This window comes from Streptomyces sp. NPDC053367 (assembly GCF_044545925.1).
In the GTDB taxonomy this organism is placed as follows: domain Bacteria; phylum Actinomycetota; class Actinomycetes; order Streptomycetales; family Streptomycetaceae; genus Streptomyces.
Genome location: NZ_JBITYN010000012.1, coordinates 151,744 through 167,106 on the forward strand (window position 1 = coordinate 151,744; position 15,363 = coordinate 167,106).

General features: G+C 73.5%; 12 protein-coding genes. 5 read left to right on the forward strand and 7 right to left on the reverse strand.

Annotation, left to right across the window (positions count from 1 at the left end):
* Positions 1-12: 12 nt before the first annotated feature.
* Positions 13-2,208 (reverse strand): ATP-dependent DNA helicase RecG, encoded by a 2,196-nt coding sequence (recG, locus tag ACIGXJ_RS30850; RefSeq protein WP_399652276.1) that lies wholly within the window; start codon positions 2,206-2,208, stop codon positions 13-15.
* Between the two features lie 85 nt (positions 2,209-2,293).
* Here recG and ACIGXJ_RS30855 point away from each other — a divergent pair, with 85 nt between their 5' ends.
* Positions 2,294-4,108, forward strand: a complete 1,815-nt coding sequence (locus ACIGXJ_RS30855) for an HSP90 family protein (protein ID WP_399652278.1) — start codon at positions 2,294-2,296, stop codon at positions 4,106-4,108.
* Positions 4,105-7,044 carry a tetratricopeptide repeat protein gene (locus tag ACIGXJ_RS30860; protein ID WP_399652281.1) on the forward strand — a complete coding sequence of 980 codons (2,940 nt, stop codon included), beginning with the start codon at positions 4,105-4,107 and terminating at the stop codon, positions 7,042-7,044. The genes ACIGXJ_RS30855 and ACIGXJ_RS30860 overlap by 4 nt, the downstream gene beginning before the upstream one ends.
* Before the next feature lie 83 nt (positions 7,045-7,127).
* Here the strand turns inward: ACIGXJ_RS30860 and ACIGXJ_RS30865 are convergent, their stop codons facing one another.
* A complete protein-coding gene (locus ACIGXJ_RS30865; RefSeq protein ID WP_399652283.1) occupies positions 7,128-8,810 on the reverse strand; it encodes a DAK2 domain-containing protein in 1,683 nt (560 codons plus the stop codon).
* A gap of 247 nt (positions 8,811-9,057) precedes the next feature.
* On the opposite strand from ACIGXJ_RS30865, the gene rpmB reads away from it, so the two are divergent.
* The gene (rpmB, locus tag ACIGXJ_RS30870; RefSeq protein ID WP_003993230.1) at positions 9,058-9,243 is read left to right on the forward strand and encodes a 50S ribosomal protein L28; all 186 of its coding nucleotides are present in this window, start codon (positions 9,058-9,060) and stop codon (positions 9,241-9,243) included.
* Positions 9,244-9,426: 183 nt separating this feature from the next.
* Here the strand turns inward: rpmB and thiD are convergent, their stop codons facing one another.
* Both thiD and ACIGXJ_RS30880 read right to left on the reverse strand, forming a co-directional pair.
* The gene (gene thiD, locus ACIGXJ_RS30875) at positions 9,427-10,212 is read right to left on the reverse strand and encodes a bifunctional hydroxymethylpyrimidine kinase/phosphomethylpyrimidine kinase (protein ID WP_399652286.1); all 786 of its coding nucleotides are present in this window, start codon (positions 10,210-10,212) and stop codon (positions 9,427-9,429) included.
* Positions 10,209-11,174 (reverse strand): thiamine-phosphate kinase, encoded by a 966-nt coding sequence (locus ACIGXJ_RS30880; protein WP_399652289.1) that lies wholly within the window; start codon positions 11,172-11,174, stop codon positions 10,209-10,211. Before ACIGXJ_RS30880 ends, thiD begins: the two co-directional genes overlap by 4 nt.
* A 230-nt stretch (positions 11,175-11,404) precedes the next feature.
* Between ACIGXJ_RS30880 and ACIGXJ_RS30885 the strand changes: the two genes are divergently transcribed.
* Complete coding sequence (locus ACIGXJ_RS30885) at positions 11,405-11,638, forward strand: Lrp/AsnC family transcriptional regulator (RefSeq protein WP_003997603.1); 234 nt, start codon at positions 11,405-11,407, stop codon at positions 11,636-11,638.
* A 20-nt stretch (positions 11,639-11,658) separates the two neighbouring features.
* Positions 11,659-12,180: a DUF3515 domain-containing protein gene (locus ACIGXJ_RS30890; protein WP_399652292.1), complete on the forward strand. Its 522-nt coding sequence runs from the start codon at positions 11,659-11,661 to the stop codon at positions 12,178-12,180.
* Between the two features lie 92 nt (positions 12,181-12,272).
* Here the strand turns inward: ACIGXJ_RS30890 and ACIGXJ_RS30895 are convergent, their stop codons facing one another.
* The 3 genes from ACIGXJ_RS30895 to ACIGXJ_RS30905 all read right to left on the reverse strand — a co-directional run bounded on the left by ACIGXJ_RS30895 (position 12,273) and on the right by ACIGXJ_RS30905 (position 15,285).
* The gene (locus tag ACIGXJ_RS30895; RefSeq protein ID WP_399652295.1) at positions 12,273-13,430 is read right to left on the reverse strand and encodes a D-alanine--D-alanine ligase family protein; all 1,158 of its coding nucleotides are present in this window, start codon (positions 13,428-13,430) and stop codon (positions 12,273-12,275) included.
* Positions 13,431-13,489: 59 nt separating this feature from the next.
* Positions 13,490-14,440, reverse strand: coding sequence for an NAD(P)H-dependent glycerol-3-phosphate dehydrogenase (locus ACIGXJ_RS30900; RefSeq protein ID WP_399652616.1), 951 nt, complete (start codon positions 14,438-14,440; stop codon positions 13,490-13,492).
* A gap of 74 nt (positions 14,441-14,514) precedes the next feature.
* Positions 14,515-15,285, reverse strand: coding sequence for a lysophospholipid acyltransferase family protein (locus tag ACIGXJ_RS30905; protein ID WP_399652297.1), 771 nt, complete (start codon positions 15,283-15,285; stop codon positions 14,515-14,517).
* Between the last annotated feature and the right edge of the window lie 78 nt (positions 15,286-15,363).

A 15,363-nucleotide genomic window follows, 5' to 3' on the forward strand; every position in this document is an offset into this window, starting at 1 on the left:
CGGTGCGTCCCCTCACCCCTTTTCCAGGTACTGCTCGCGCTCCTCGTCCAGCAGGGCGTCCAGGGCCGTCCGCAGACCGGGGAGGCCGGTCAGCTCCGGGTCCTTCGCGACCAGCGCCGCCGCTTCCTCCCTCGCCTCGGCGATGATCTCCTCGTCCTCGATCACGGCGAGGACCCGCAGGGAGGAGCGGGCCCCCGACTGGGCCTGCCCGAGGACGTCGCCCTCGCGGCGCTGTTCCAGGTCGATGCGGGACAGCTCGAAGCCGTCGAGGGTGGCGGCGACGGCGTTCAGCCGCTGGCGGGCCGGGCTCGCCTCGGGCATCTCGGTGACCAGCAGGCACAGGCCCGGCGCGGAGCCCCGTCCGACGCGGCCGCGGAGCTGGTGCAGCTGGGAGACGCCGAAGCGGTCGGCGTCCATGATCACCATGGCGGTGGCGTTCGGGACGTTCACGCCGACCTCGATGACGGTCGTGGCCACCAGGACGTCTGTGTCGCCCGCGGCGAAGCGGCGCATGACGGCGTCCTTGTCGTCGGGGGCCATCCTGCCGTGCAGGACCTCCACCCGCAGGCCCTGCAGGGGTCCCTTCAACAGTTGGCCGGCGACGTCGAGGACGGCGAGCGGGGGCCGCTTCTCCGCGTCCTCGGCGGCGGGCTTCTTCTTCGGGTCCACTTCCTCGTCGCCGATGCGGGGGCACACCACATACGCCTGATGGCCGTTCGCCACCTCCTCGCGGACCCGCTCCCAGGCGCGGGCCAGGAAGTGCGGCTTGTCGGCGGCCGGGACGACATGGCTGGCGATGGGCGAACGGCCGGCCGGCAGCTGGTCGAGGACGGAGGTCTCCAGGTCGCCGAAGACGGTCATCGCGACGGTGCGGGGAATGGGCGTGGCCGTCATGACGAGCAGATGCGGCGGCTGCTTGCCCTTGCCGCGCAGTGCGTCGCGCTGCTCCACACCGAACCGGTGCTGCTCGTCGACCACGACCAGGCCCAGGTCGTGGAACTGCACCTTGTCCTCGATCAGCGCGTGCGTGCCGATCACGATGCCGGCCTCACCGGTCACCAGGTCGAGCAGCGCCTGCCGTCGCGCCGCCGTCCCCATGGACCCGGTCAGCAGCACCACCTTGGTGGCCTGCTCGGCCCCGCCCAGCATGCCGCCCTCGGCCAGTTCGCCCATCATCTCCACGACGGACCGGTGGTGCTGCTGGGCGAGCACCTCGGTGGGCGCGAGCATGGCCGCCTGTCCGCCGGCGTCGACGACGGCGAGCATGGCCCGCAGGGCCACCATCGTCTTGCCAGATCCGACCTCCCCCTGGAGCAGCCGGTGCATCGGGTGCTCGGTCGCCAGGTCGTCGAAGATCTCTTTCGAGACCTTCTGCTGGCCCTCGGTGAGGGTGAAGGGCAGACGGGCGTCGAAGGCGGTGAGCAGGCCGTCCGGCCGCGGTCTGCGGGCCACCGCGGGGAGTTGGGCGTCGGCGTGGCGGCGCCGGGCGAGGGCCACCTGGAGGACGAAGGCCTCGTCCCACTTGAGGCGGGAGCGGGCGTCCTCGATGTCCGCCTTGGTGTGCGGGCGGTGGATCTTGAGCAGGGCCTCGGGGAGCGCGACCAGGCCGCGGCCGGCGCGGAGGGTCTCCGGGAGCGGGTCGACGGCCTCCTGCGCGCTGGGCAGGACGGTCTGGACGGCCTTGCCGATCTTCCAGGACTCCAGCTTGGCGGTGGCGGGGTAGATGGGGATGAGGGAGCCGGCCCAGGTCTCGACGGCCTCCTCGCCGTCGCCGCGCAGGAGTTCGTAGGCGGGGTGGGCGAGTTGGAGGCGGCGGTTGAAGACGGAGACCTTGCCGGCGAACATCGCGCGGGTGCCCGGCAGGAGTTCCTTGTGGGGTTTGTGCACGCCGTTGCCGAAGAACACCAGTTGGAGCCGGCCGCTGCCGTCGGTGATCGTCACTTCCAGGCGCTGGCCCTTGCCGCGGGGCGCCTTCGCGGAGGCGAACGCGTGCAGCCGGGCGTCGGCGACCTGGGCGACCACCGTGACGTGCTCGTCCATCGGCAGGTCGGCGAGGTGCGTGAGCTGCCCGCGCTCCTCGTATCTGCGCGGGTAGTGGTGCAGCAGGTCGCCGACGGTGTGCAGGCCGAGGTGCTCGGCCATCACCTTCGCGGTGGCGGGGCCGAGCACCTTCTTCAGTGGTTCTTCCAGTGCGGGCACGAGATCCATTGCACACCACGCCACTGACAATGCCCCAAACGTGGCGGGAAACCCCTGGTCAGACGGCTCGTTCGGGCCATAGGATGGCCCGCCCATGGACCCCCGGACGTCACCGTCACCCCCGCATACGTTCCAGGTCGACCTGCGCGGTCTGGTGGACCTGCTGTCCCATCACCTCTACTCCAGCCCGAAGGTCTACCTGCGCGAGCTGCTGCAGAACGCCGTGGACGCGGTCACCGCGCGGCGGGCCGAGCAGTCCGGCGCCCCGGCGCGGGTGCTCGTCCACACCGCCGACGGCCGTCTGCGCGTGGAGGACACCGGCGTCGGACTGACCGAGGCCGACGTGCACACGCTGCTGGCCACCATCGGCCGCAGCTCCAAGCGGGCGGACGGCATCCAGGCGGCCCGCTCCGACTTCCTCGGCCAGTTCGGCATCGGTCTGCTGGCCTGCTTCCTGGTGGCCGAGCGGATCCGTGTGGTCAGCCGCAGTGCGCGTACACCGGACGCCGCTCCCGTGGAGTGGACCGCGTGCGACGACGGCTCGTACACCGTGCGCACCCTGCCGGACGAGGAGCGCCGCGAACCCGGCACCACCGTGCATCTCGTGGCCCGGCCCGGCGCCGCCGAATGGCTGGCGCCCGAGCGGGTGCGGGAGCTGGCGCGGGACTTCGGCTCGCTGCTGCCGTACGACGTGACGGTGGACGGCGAGGCCGTCACCGAGCTCCCCGCGCCCTGGGACCGGGAGCACCCCTCCCCCGCCGCCCGCCGGGTGGCGCTGGGCCGGCACTGCCACGGGGTGTTCGGGTTCACGCCGCTGGACTCGATCGACCTGTCGGTCCCGCTGGCGGGGCTGCGCGGGGTGGCGTACGTGCTGCCGTCGGCGGTGAGCCCCGCGCAGCGTGCGCGGCACCGCGTCCACCTCAAGGGCATGCTGCTGACCGAGCGGGCCGAACAGCTGCTGCCGGACTGGGCGTTCTTCGTGCGCTGTGTCCTCGACACGGACAGCCTGCGGCCCACCGCCTCGCGTGAGGCGCTGTACGAGGACGAGACCCTGGCCGCCGTCCGGGAGGCGCTCGGTGAGCGGATCCGGGCGTGGCTGCGGGACCTCGCGGCGGGCGATCCGGAACGGCTGAGGGCGTTCCTGCGCGTGCACCACCTCGGGGTGCGGTCGCTGGCGCGGCACGACGAGGAGATGCTGCGGACGATGCTGCCCTGGCTGCCGTTCGAGACGACGGACGGCGAGCTGTCGCTGGAGGAGTTCGCCCAGCGGCACCCGGTGGTGCACTTCACGCGGTCGGCCGAGGAGTTCCGGCAGGTCGCCCCGATCGCCGCCGCGCAGGGCATCGGGGTCGTCAACGGCGGCTACACGTACGACAGCGAACTGGTGGAGGCGCTGCCGTCGGTGCTGCCGGGCGCGGTCGTCGCGGAGCTGGACGCCGACACCGTGACCGCGCACCTGGACTCGGTGGACCCGGCTGAGGAGCTGGCGCTGTCGGACTTCCTGGCGGCCGCGCGGGCGGTGCTCGACCCGCTGGACTGCGATGTCGCGCTGCGGGCCTTCCACCCGGTGTCGGTGCCCGCGCTGCACTTCGACGACCGGGCCGCCCGGCACGAGCGGGAGCGGGCGGAGGCCGAGGCACAGGCGGACGAGCTGTGGGCCGGCATCCTCGGCTCGCTGCGCGGCGGCGCGCCCCGCGCGCGTCTGGTGCTGAACCATCTCAACCCGCTGGTGCGGCGCATCGGTTCGCTGAAGGAGGCGGGCCTGGTCGGCACCGCGGTGCAGTCGCTGTACGGCCAGGCGCTGCTGATGGCGCAGCGCCCGCTCAGACCGGCCGACTCGGCACTGCTGAACCAGGCGTTCATCGGCCTGCTGGAGTGGGCCACCCACGAGGAAGGCGGCCGGCGATGACCGACGTCACGGACATCGGTTCCCTGCGGCTGGCGATGGCGGAGAACGCCGGGCAGCCGGAGGGCCCGGCGCGCAACCGGCGGGCCGAGCAGCTGGTGCGCGACGCCGAGCGGCTGGGCGTACCGGCCGCGCTGGTGGAGGCGCTGGTGCACCACGTGCGCGTGGGGAACTACAGCTCCGAGAAGGACCGGATGTTCGTGCCGTTCACCCGGCTGCTGGGCCTGTGGGACGAGCACCCGGAGCACTTCGGCGAGGAGGAGATCCACGCCCTGCACTGGTTCTTCAAGTGGATGTCGTCCGGGATGGTCGACCAGCCGCAGATCCCGCTCGCGTCGATGGAGAAGTGGCTCGGCGAGATGGAGCGCCGCTACCGCCTGGCGGGGTACTCCGACCGCGCGGTGCGCAGCGCCGAGCTGTGGGTGGCCGCGCATGTGGGTGACACCGAGCGGGCCGAGCGGGCGTTCGCGGCCTGGCTCGCCGCCGACCGGGACGAGATGGCCGACTGCCACGCCTGCGAGCTGAACGGGCAGGGCTGGTGGCACGCCGAGCGGGGCCGGGACGAGGAGGCGCTCGAGCTGTGGGGGCCGGTCCTGGAGGGCGAGTTCGCCTGCGCGCACGAGCCGCACAACGTCCTGGCGTCCTCGCTGGTGCCGCTGCTGCGGCTGGGCCGCGCGGAGGAGGCACGGGCGCACCATCTGCGCGGGATCAGGCTGGTGCGGCCGATGGAGAGCATGCGGGCCGCCTACGCCGACCATGTGGAGTTCTGCGCGCTGACCGGCAACGAGGCACGCGGGCTTGAGCTGCTCGCGGAGCGTCCGGGGCACTTCGTCGCCACCGGCAACCCGAGCAGCGGGATGGAGTACCTGGCCGTGGTCGCCCTGCTGATGGACCGGCTGACCGCGCTCGGTCTGGGTGACCGCGCGGTGCCCGGGCCGCCCGGCCGGGAATGGACCGCGCGTGAACTCGGCGCGCACGCGCGCGAGGAGGCCCTGTCCCTGGCGCGGCGGTTCGACGAGCGCAACGGCACGTCGTCCGTCGGGGAGCGCATCCGCGCGCGGATGGACCGGGAGCCGCTGCTGGACCGTCTGCCGCTGGGCGTACGGGCCGCGCCGCCCGCCGCCACGCACCCGGCGTCCGCGTCCACGCGCGTGACGCCCCCGCGGGCGCCCGGACCGGATGCCGACCCGGTCGCCCTGCTGGCGGAGGCGCGGCGGCTGTCGGAGACGCTCCGGCCGAACGCCGTCGAGGCGTGGGCGGCGGCCGCGCGGGCCGCGCGGGGGCTGGAGCTGGGGGTGCGCGACCGCGCGGAGATCGCCGACCACGAGGCGATGGGGCTCGGCCCCGAGGGCGCCGCGCTGTTCGAGCGGGCGGCCGAGCTGTACGCCGAGGCGGGCGACCTGGGCGAGTCCCTCGCGGCACGCACGCGTGCGGCGTACGTCCGTGCCCTGGGCGGCGACGTGGAGGGCGCCCTGGCCGCGGTCGCCGAGCCCTACGAGCAGGTCCTCGCCCTCTACGCCGAGGACGCGACCGGCGTACGCCAGACCGCGTCGGTCGTGATGGGCCGGGCCCGCGTCCTGATGCGCCGGGTCCAGGAGGCCGCGGAGCGGGGCGGGGCCGCGCCGCAGGCCCTGGCCGCGGCCCGGGACGCCGTGGGCGAGGTGCTCGCGCTGGTCGACGGCCACGACGGCGGCGACGTACGGCTGGCGGCGCGGCGGGCGGAGGCGCGGGCCATGCTGGCGGACCTCGCGGCGCACGCCGGTGAGCCGCGCGAGGCGGTCGCGCTGTTCGGGCGGGCCGCGGCGGAGTTCGTGGCGGCGGGCCTGCCGTGGTTCGCGGTGGAGTACGAAGCGCGGCTGGCGATGCTGGCCCACCACCTCGGGGACGTCGAGGAGACCGAGCGGGCGCTGCGGGCGGCACTGGAGCACGGCGGGCCGCATCTGGAGCCGCCGGGGCGCGCCCAGTTGCACCTGCAGCTGGCGGAGGTGCTCGGCGGGCGGGACGAGCCGGTCGAGGCCGCCGAGCAGGCCCTGGAAGCGGTGCACTGGGCCGACGCCGCGGGCGACGCGGCGTTCGCGGCCTGGGCGCGGCAGATGCTGGGCGGGTTCCTGCTGCGGCAGGCGCGCTGGGCGGAGGCGGCCGAGGTGCTGGAGTCGGCGCTGGCGGACCTGTCGACGGACACGCACGGCGACGGCGCGGTGGTGCAGACCCAGTGGTGGCTCGGTGACGCCCTGAGCGAGCTCGGCGAGCACCGGGCGGCCGCGGAGCTGCGGCTGCGGGCGGCCGAGATCGCCCGGCACTGGCCGGAGCAGCAGGACCACGCCACGCTCGCCCACCTGGCCGGCGAGTCACTCGGCGCCGCGGGCCTGCACAGCGAGGCCGACCGGGCCTACGCCCGCGCGGGCGACCTGTGGCGGGAGCTGGGCGATCCGCACGGCCTGGTCCGCTCCCTGCGCGCCCGCGCCTGGCTGGCGCTGCACACGCGGGACGGGGCGGACCGGGCGGCCGAGCTGATGGAGGAAGCCGTGCAGCAGTGCGCCACGGCTCTGGACGCGGCCACAGGCGCGCAGGCCCGGGCCGAGCTGGCCGCGGAGCTGGGGCACACGCATCAGCAGTTCGGGGGTCTGCTGGCGGGCATCGCCGAGGAACAGCGGCACGAGCAGGACCGCGGGGCCGGGTTCGAGGCGGCCCTGGCCCGGCTCCTGGAGGCCGTCGCGGTGTTCTCCGCGCTGGGCGAGGACGCCGTGCACGCGCGTACGGACGCCGAGCTCGCGGCGGCCCGGCTCGCCCTCGAGCTCGGCCGTCCCGCGCAGGCGGCGGCGCACGCGGACGCCGTGCTGGCGGCCTGCGCCGGCCTGGACGGCGAGTCGGACGCGGTGGCACACGCGCGTGCCGTGGAGGCGAGCCGCCTGCTGCGGCTCGCGAGGGAGCGGGGCTGAGCCACTCCACGCCGAGGAGCGGAAGCGGAGCCGGCCCACTCCACGCCGACAAGCGGGAGCGGGGCTGAGCCGCTCGGGGTTGGTTACTCCACGCCGATCAGCAGCAGCGAGCCCTGCCGTCCGCCGCTGTAGACCACCGTGTCGACGGCGAGGTAGGACTCCCGCACACGGGTCCGGAGGCGCTCGGCGATGTCGTCGGGCGCCTCGTCGCCGAGGACGAGGGTGACCAGCTCGCCGCCGGCCGCGAGCATCCGGTCCAGCACGGTCCGCGCGGTGTCGGCGACCTCGGACCCGATCACCGCCACGTCGCCGTCGATCAGCCCGAGGACGTCCCCGGCCTGGCAGATGCCGGCGCTGGTCCAGGACTGGTGCTCGGCGACGGTGACCTCGGCGTACCGGGTCGCGCCGGCCGCGGACGTCATGGCGACGACGTCCTCGTCGAAGCGGCGGTCCGGCTCGTGCACGGCCAGCGCGGCGATGCCCTGGACCGCCGAGCGCGTCGGGATCAGCGCCACGCGCACGCCCTCGGCGCGGGCCTGCTCGGCGGCCGCGGCGGCGGTGTGGCGCAGCTCGGCGTCGTTGGGCAGCAGCACGACCTCGCGCGCGTGGGCACGTCGTACGGCCTGGACGAGCTCACCGCTCGCGGGCGGCTCCCCGGGCCGCGCGAGTACGGCGGTCGCGCCGGCCTCGGCGTACAGCCCGGCCAGGCCCTCACCGGGGACGACGGCCACCACCGCCCGCTGGGCGCGCTGCGCGGGCGGCCGTTCGCCGCGCGTGGTGTGCACATCGCCGAGCCCGAAGTGGGTGATCCGGATCCGGTACGGGCGTCCGGCCTCGATGCCCGCCTCCACCGCGGCTCCGGCGTCGTCGACGTGCACATGGACGTTCCACAGGCCGTCGCCGCCGACCACGACCAGGGAGTCGCCCAGCGCGTCCAGGCGGCGCCGCAGCCGCGCCACGGCCTCGTCGTCGGCCTCCAGCAGGTAGATCACCTCGAAGGCGGGCCCGTCCTCCTGCGGCCCGTCGTGGCACGCCGCCGTCTCGGTGACCTCCCCTACACGTACACGCACGCGCGCGTGCGAGTCCGTCGGCGCACCGCCCGGCGTCTCCCCGGTGAGCGTCTCCACCAGGGCGCCCAGGACGGCGACGAGCCCGCGCCCTCCGGCGTCCACCACGCCCGCGCGTCCCAGGACGGCGAGCTGCTCCGGGGTCCGGGCGAGGGCCGCTCGCGCGCCCTCGTAGGCGGACCGGGCGACCTTGCCGCAGTCGCCGTCCGCTCCGGCGGCCCCGTCGGCGGCGGCCGCGGCGACGGTCAGGATCGTGCCCTCGACGGGGTGGGCGACGGCCTGGCGGGCGGAGTCGGCGGCCCGCCGCAGGGCGAGACCGAGACCGGCTCCGTCGGTGTGCGGGGTGCCGCCGTCGGCGGCGAGCACCTGGGCCATGCCGCGCAGCAGCTGGGCGAGGATCGTGCCGGAGTTCCCCCGCGCGCCGATCAGCGCGCCGTGGGCCATCGCCCCGAGGGCGTCCGCCAGGGAGGGGCCGGCCGGGCCGCCGCGGCCGGCCGCGTGACCGTCGAAGACCGCCTCGACCGCTCCGGCGGCGGACTCCACGGTCAGATAGAGGTTGGTGCCGGTGTCGCCGTCCGCCACGGGATAGACGTTGATCGCGTCGATCTCCTCGCGCGCGTGCCCGAGCGCCCGCAGCGCGAGTCCGCACCAGGTACGCACCGCGAGAGCATCGAAGAATGTCTGCGGCACCTGCGCCACCTGCGCCTCCTTGGACTGCTGACGTGGACGCAGCGTAGACCCCGGGCCGGTGGCGGACGGAAGAGGGCCGGGAGCGGGGCGCTGAGCAGCCATGGTAGTTTCGTTGTACGGGAGCAGCCGTTGTATGCTGCTCCGGTTGCCCGATCCACATCGGGCTATTCCCCTGGCACCGCCACTCAGATCCTAGATCTCGATTCCGGCATGCCGGGATCAACCGTAAGTGCATCTGAAGTCTTTGGAGTGACCCGTGGCTGCCAACTGCGACGTCTGCGGCAAGGGGCCGGGCTTCGGCAACAACATCTCGCACTCGCACCGCCGTACGTCCCGTCGCTGGAACCCCAACATCCAGCGTGTGCGTACCGTGGTCGGCGGGACGCCGAAGCGCGTGAACGCCTGCACCTCGTGCATCAAGGCCGGCAAGGTCTCGCGCTGACGCTCAGCTGAGCGCGCGGCCACCCCGGTTCGCTGCACAGAGCCGGTCCACCTCCGGGTGGGCCGGCTTTTTGCCGTACCCGCTTTCGCCGTACCCGCTTTCGCCGTCCCGTTTCGCCGTACCTGGGGCGGAGCGCAGGGCACCGCGGCCCCGGGTCGGCGGCCGGGGCCCCCGGGACAGGGATCAGTCCCTGAACCGCCACCCGTGGTCCACCGGGCCGATCCCGCCGCCCAGCGCGAATCCCGCGGCGATGGCCCCGGTGACGTACTCCTTGGCCCGCCCGACGGCCTCCGGCACGCTCAGCCCCTTCGCCAGCCCCGAGGCGATCGCGGAGGCGAGGGTGCAGCCCGTGCCGTGGGTGTGCCGGTTGTCGTGCCGGGGCGCCCGCAGCCAGTGCTCCGCGGACCCGTCGGTGAGCAGATCCACCGCGTCACCGGACAGATGCCCGCCCTTGATCAGCACCCAGCGCGGGCCGTACTCCAGCACGGCCGCCGCGGCCGGCCGCAGGTCGTCCTCGGACTCGACGTGGACGCCTGTGAGTCGGGCCACCTCGTCGAGGTTCGGGGTGGCGACGGTCGCGGCCGGGAGGAGCTTGGTACGCACGGACTCCAGCGCGGAGGCGGCCAGCAGCGCGTCCCCGTGCTTGGAGACGCCGACCGGGTCCACCACGGCCGGCGCGTCCGTGCCGGAGATCAACTCGGCGACCGCCTCGACCAGTTCCGCCGAGGCGAGCATGCCGGTCTTCACCGCGTCCACGCCGATGTCGTCCACGACGCCGCGGTACTGCGCCCGTACGGCCTCCACCGGCAGTTCCCAGGCGCCCTGGACGCCCAGGGAGTTCTGCGCGGTCACGGCGGTGATCACGCTCATGCCGTGCACGCCGTGGGCAAGCATCGTCTTCAGGTCGGCCTGGATGCCGGCGCCCCCGCCGGAGTCCGAGCCCGCGACCGTGAGCACCCGGGGGATCACGCGTCCTCGTCCCCGAAGTGGTCCCAGCCGCCCTTGCTCGTCCACGGCGCCCCGTCGACGGTCACCTGCGGCAGCGCGGAGGGGTTGAGCACCTCGCCGATGACCTTCCAGCGGGCGGGCAGCTTCACGTCCGGCGGGAAGGTCGCCACGATCGCGTGGTCCTCTCCCCCGGTCAGCACCCACTGCATGGGGTCGACACCGACGGCCTGGCCGATGTCGTTCATCTGCGAGGGGACGTCGATCGCGCCGGAGCGGATGTCGATGCGGACCTTGCTGGCCTCGGCGATGTGTCCGAGGTCGGCGATCAGCCCGTCGCTCACGTCGCACATGGCGGTCGCGCCGAGCCCCGCCGCGGCCGGACCGGCGTGGTACGGCGGCTCCGGGCGGCGGTGGGCCTCCACGAAGGCGCGCGGCGAGCGGAAGCCCCGGGAGAGCACCGCGTAGCCGGCCGCGGACCAGCCGAGCCAGCCGGTGACCGCGACGAGGTCGCCGGGCTGGGCGCCGGCCCGGGTGACGGGCTCCTGGTTGCGCAGGTCGCCGAGCGCGGTGATCGACACCATGATCGTGTCGCCGCGTACGACGTCGCCGCCGACCACGGAGGCGCCCGCGACCTGGCACTCGTCGCGCAGGCCGTCCATCAGCTCGCTCGGCCAGGTGACCGGGAGTTCGGCGGGGACGACCAGACCCAGCAGCAGGGCCGTCGGTACGGCGCCCATGGCCGCGATGTCCGCGAGGTTCTGGGCGGCGGCCTTGCGGCCGACGTCGTAGGCCGTGGACCAGTCGCGGCGGAAGTGCCGGCCCTCCAGCAGGATGTCGGTGCTGGCCACGACCCGGCGGTCGGGCGCGGCCACCACCGCGGCGTCGTCGCCGGGGCCGACCCGGACCGCCGGGGTGGTGGTGAGACGGGAGGTGAGCTCCCTGATGAGCCCGAACTCCCCGAGCTCACCAACAGTGCCCTTCATCGGCCTATCGCCCCTTCTGTCCCTGTGCGTGCCCGGTCGCGAGCCGTCCGCGTCCTCGATACGGTCATGCTGACCGCGTCCGTCACGGTCCTGAAGACCGTCAACCTCTGTCGTGCCTGCACCCCGGCGCGCGAGCTCCGGTTCCCGCGGGTCTCCCCGCGGGAAGCGACGACGCGATACCGTGGCGTTCCTTTTCCCCACATGATCCTCGTGGCCGCCCTGGAGGTTCCGTGGTACAGGCGTACATCCTGATCCAGACGGAGGTCGGCAAGGCGTCGACCGTCGCCGAGACGATCAGCAAGATCCCTGGTGTCATCCAGGCCGAGGACGTGACGGGTCCCTACGACGTCATCGTGCGCGCCCAGGCCGACACCGTCGACGACCTGGGCCGCATGGTGGTCGCCAAGGTCCAGCAGGTGGACGGCATCACCCGCACCCTGACCTGCCCGGTCGTACATCTGTAGCCCCCGTCTACCCTTGGCCGGTGCACTCTTTCCGTCACCGGTACCGCTTCGTCATCGGGCTGCCCGCACTCGCCCTGCTGTTCGCCGCCGTGGGCTGCTCCTCAGGGGACGACAGCGCGTCCACGGCGGTTCCCAGCCCTGGGCCCGCCGTCGCCGAGCTGTGCCGGAAGCTGGACGCTGCGCTGCCCGACAAGGCCGGCGGTGCGGGCCGGGAGGATCCCTCGCCGGCGTCTGCGCTGACCGCGGGCTGGGGTGACGACCCGGCGATCATACTGCGGTGCGGTGTGCCTCAGCCGCCGAAGATGGTGTCTCCCGAAGTGGCCGAGGGCCGGGACGCCGACGCGGTCCCCGGCGGGGTCGAGGGGGTCGACTGGCTGATGGAGAAGTGGGACGCGGGCGCGTACCGGTTCACCACGGCGAACCGGGAGGCCTATGTGGAGGTCGTCGTGCCCCGGGGCGTCGACAGTTCCGCCGTGTTGATCGACCTGGCTTCGGCCATCAGGAAGACCGTGCCCTGGAAAGAAGGCTACGAAGCGCCGTAGGGGCGCGGGTCGGGCGCGACCGACCGTCCGTGGTGGTCGCGCCCGCGCGGCGGAGCGGTGGATCGATACGGCCCCGCGTGCCTAGAGGGCGTCTACCTCAGGCCGGTCGACCTGCGAAGCGCCGCCTGGATCAGCCTGTCCACCAGCTCGGGGTACTCGATCCCGCCGGCCTGCCACATCTGCGGGTACATCGAGATGGGCGTGAAGCCCGGCATGGTGTTGATCTCGTTGATCACGAACTCGCCCTCCTCGGTGAGGAAGAAGTCCGCGCGGACCAGGCCCTCGCAGGAGGCCGCGTCGAAGGCGTCCACCGCGAGGCGCTGGACCTCGGCGGTCTCCTCGGCGGTGAGGGGCGCCGGGACGACGCCGGGGGTGGAGTCGATGTACTTGGCGTCGAAGTCGTAGTAGGCGTGGGCGTCCGGCGGGGGGATCTCCGCGGGGACGGAGGCACGCGGGCCGTCCTCGAACTCCAGGACACCGCACTCGATCTCACGGCCGCGCAGGGCCGCCTCGACCAGGATCTTGGGGTCGTGGCGCTGGGCCTCGGCGATGGCCTCGTCCAGGCCGGAGAGGTCGTCGACCTTGGTGATGCCGATGGAGGAGCCGGCGCGGGCCGGCTTCACGAACAGGGGCCAGCCGTGCTCGCCGGCGAAGTCGACGATCTTCTTGCGGGCGGCCGACTCGTCCTGCTGCCACTCGCGGGGGCGGATCACCACGTACGGGCCGACCTTGAGCCCGAAGGAGGTGAACACCCGCTTCATGTACTCCTTGTCCTGGCCGACGGCCGAGGCGAGCACGCCCGCGCCGACGTAGGGGACGCCGGAGAGCTCCAGGAGGCCCTGGAGGGTGCCGTCCTCGCCGTAGGGGCCGTGCAGGACGGGGAAGACCACGTCGACCTCGCCGAGGGCCTTGGGCACCGAGCCGGGCTCGCTGTAGACGACCTCGCGGTTCGCGGGGTCGACCGGGAGCACCACGCCTCCCTCGCCGGACTCGGCCAGTTCCTCGACGCTCGGCGTACGGCGGTCGGTGATCGCCATGCGTTCCGGCGCGTCGGCGGTCAGGGCCCACCGGCCGTCCCGGGTGATGCCGATCGGCAGCACCTCGTACTTCGTCCGGTCGATGGCCTTCAGCACGGCGCCGGCCGTGACCACGGAGATCCCGTGTTCGGAGCTGCGGCCGCCGAACACGACGGCGACCCGCGGCTTCCGGGACGGCTGCTCAGGGCTCTGGGGGAGGTTCTCGGTGCTCATAACGCGATGAGCGTACCCGCCCGTAGGGGCCGAGTCAGCGTAGGGCGCTTCGCCTTCGCTCAGCGTCGCTCGGGCTTCGCGCTGCGCGACATCAGCTCCTTGAGGGCGACCACGGGCGGCTTGCCCTCGTGGACGATGCCGACGACCGTCTCGGTGATGGGCATGTCGACGCCGTGCCGGCGGGCCAGATCCAGCACGGACTGGCAGGACTTGACGCCCTCGGCGGTCTGCCTGGTGACGGCGATGGTCTCCTGCAGGGTCATGCCCTTGCCGAGGTTGGTGCCGAAGGTGTGGTTGCGGGACAGCGGCGAGGAGCAGGTGGCCACCAGGTCGCCGAGGCCCGCGAGTCCGGAGAAGGTGAGCGGGTCGGCGCCCATCGCCAGGCCCAGCCGGGTGGTCTCGGCGAGGCCGCGGGTGATCAGCGATCCCTTGGCGTTGTCGCCGAGGCCCATGCCGTCGGCGATGCCCACGGCGAGGCCGATGACGTTCTTCACGGCGCCGCCCAGCTCGCAGCCGACGACGTCGGTGTTGGTGTACGGCCGGAAGTAGGGGGTGTGGCAGGCGGCCTGGAGCCGCTGGGCGACCGACTCGTCGGTGCAGGCGACCACGGACGCGGCCGGCATGCGGGCGACGATCTCCCGGGCGAGGTTGGGTCCGGTGACCACGGCGATGCGGTCGGCGCCCACCTTGGCGACGTCGTCGATCACCTCGCTCATCCGCATGGCGGAGCCGAGTTCGACGCCCTTCATCAGGGAGACCAGGACGGTGTCGGGGGCGAGCAGCGGCGTCCACTCGGCGAGGTTGCCGCGCAGCGTCTGCGACGGCACGGACAGCACCGTGAAGTCGGCGCCCGCGGCGGCCTCGGCCGGGTCGGTGGTGGCCCGCAGGTTCGCCGGGAGTTCGACGCCCGGGAAGTAGTCCGGGTTCGTCCGGGTGGAGTTGATCGCCTCGGCGACCTCGGGGCGGCGTGCCCACAGGGTGACCTCGCAGCCCGCGTCGGCGAGCACCATGCCGAAGGCCGTGCCCCATGAACCGGCGCTGAAGACCGCAGCCTTGACCGGCTGAGCCGGGTTGACCGGGTTGCTCACTTGCCCTGCCCCTCTGCCTGCCTGCCCTGGGTCTGCGCCTGCGTGCGGCGCCGCTGCTCGATCCGCTCGCGCCGCGGGTCGTAGGGCGTCTCGGGCGCCTTCTCGCCGCGGATCACCTCCAGCTGGCGGGTGATCGCGGCCATGATGACCTCGGTGGCCTCCTTGAGCACCTCCGCGGTCATCTCACGGTCGTAGAAGGGGGTGAGGTCCACCGGCGGGCCGGCGAGGACGCGGTGCGTCTTGCGCGGCAGGAGGCTGGGCTTCTTCGCGTACGGCGGCAGCAGTTCGTTGCAGCCCCACTGGGCCACCGGGATCACCGGGCACTTGGTCTGCAGGGCGACGCGGGCGGCGCCGGTCTTGCCGGTCATGGGCCAGCCGTCGGGGTCGCGGGTGAGGGTGCCCTCGGGGTAGAAGGCGACGCATTCGCCGCGCTCCACGGCCGCGATCGCGGCGCGGAAGGCGCTGAGCGCGTCGGTGGACTCCCGGTAGACGGGGATCTGCCCGGTGCCGCGCATCGCGGCGCCGACGAATCCCTTCTTGAAAAGGCCGCTCTTCGCCAGGAAACGCGGAACCCGTCCGGTGTTGTATTGGTAGTGCGCGTATCCGAAGGGGTCGACGTGCGAATTGTGGTTCACCACGGTGATAAATCCGCCCTCGGCCGGAATGTTCTCCATTCCACGCCAGTCCCGCTTGAGCAGAACCACCAGCGGCGGTTTGCAGATCACCGCGGCGAAGCGGTACCAGAAGCCGATTCTGCGGCGGGGCACGCGAGCACCTTCCTCTAGGGCCTGGGGGGCCGCACAAGTGTCGCCCCAGGCCGCCGGTCTGTCGAGAACACCGTACGC

Coding starts and splice junctions, on each gene's coding strand:
- recG (WP_399652276.1), bottom strand. CDS start 2,208: ATGGATCTCGTGCCCGCACTGGAAGAACCACTGAAGAAGGTGCTCGGC.
- ACIGXJ_RS30855 (WP_399652278.1), top strand. CDS start 2,294: ATGGACCCCCGGACGTCACCGTCACCCCCGCATACGTTCCAGGTCGAC.
- ACIGXJ_RS30860 (WP_399652281.1), top strand. CDS start 4,105: ATGACCGACGTCACGGACATCGGTTCCCTGCGGCTGGCGATGGCGGAG.
- ACIGXJ_RS30880 (WP_399652289.1), bottom strand. CDS start 11,174: ATGAAGGGCACTGTTGGTGAGCTCGGGGAGTTCGGGCTCATCAGGGAG.
- ACIGXJ_RS30895 (WP_399652295.1), bottom strand. CDS start 13,430: ATGAGCACCGAGAACCTCCCCCAGAGCCCTGAGCAGCCGTCCCGGAAG.
- ACIGXJ_RS30900 (WP_399652616.1), bottom strand. CDS start 14,440: ATGGTGCTCGCCGACGCGGGCTGCGAGGTCACCCTGTGGGCACGCCGC.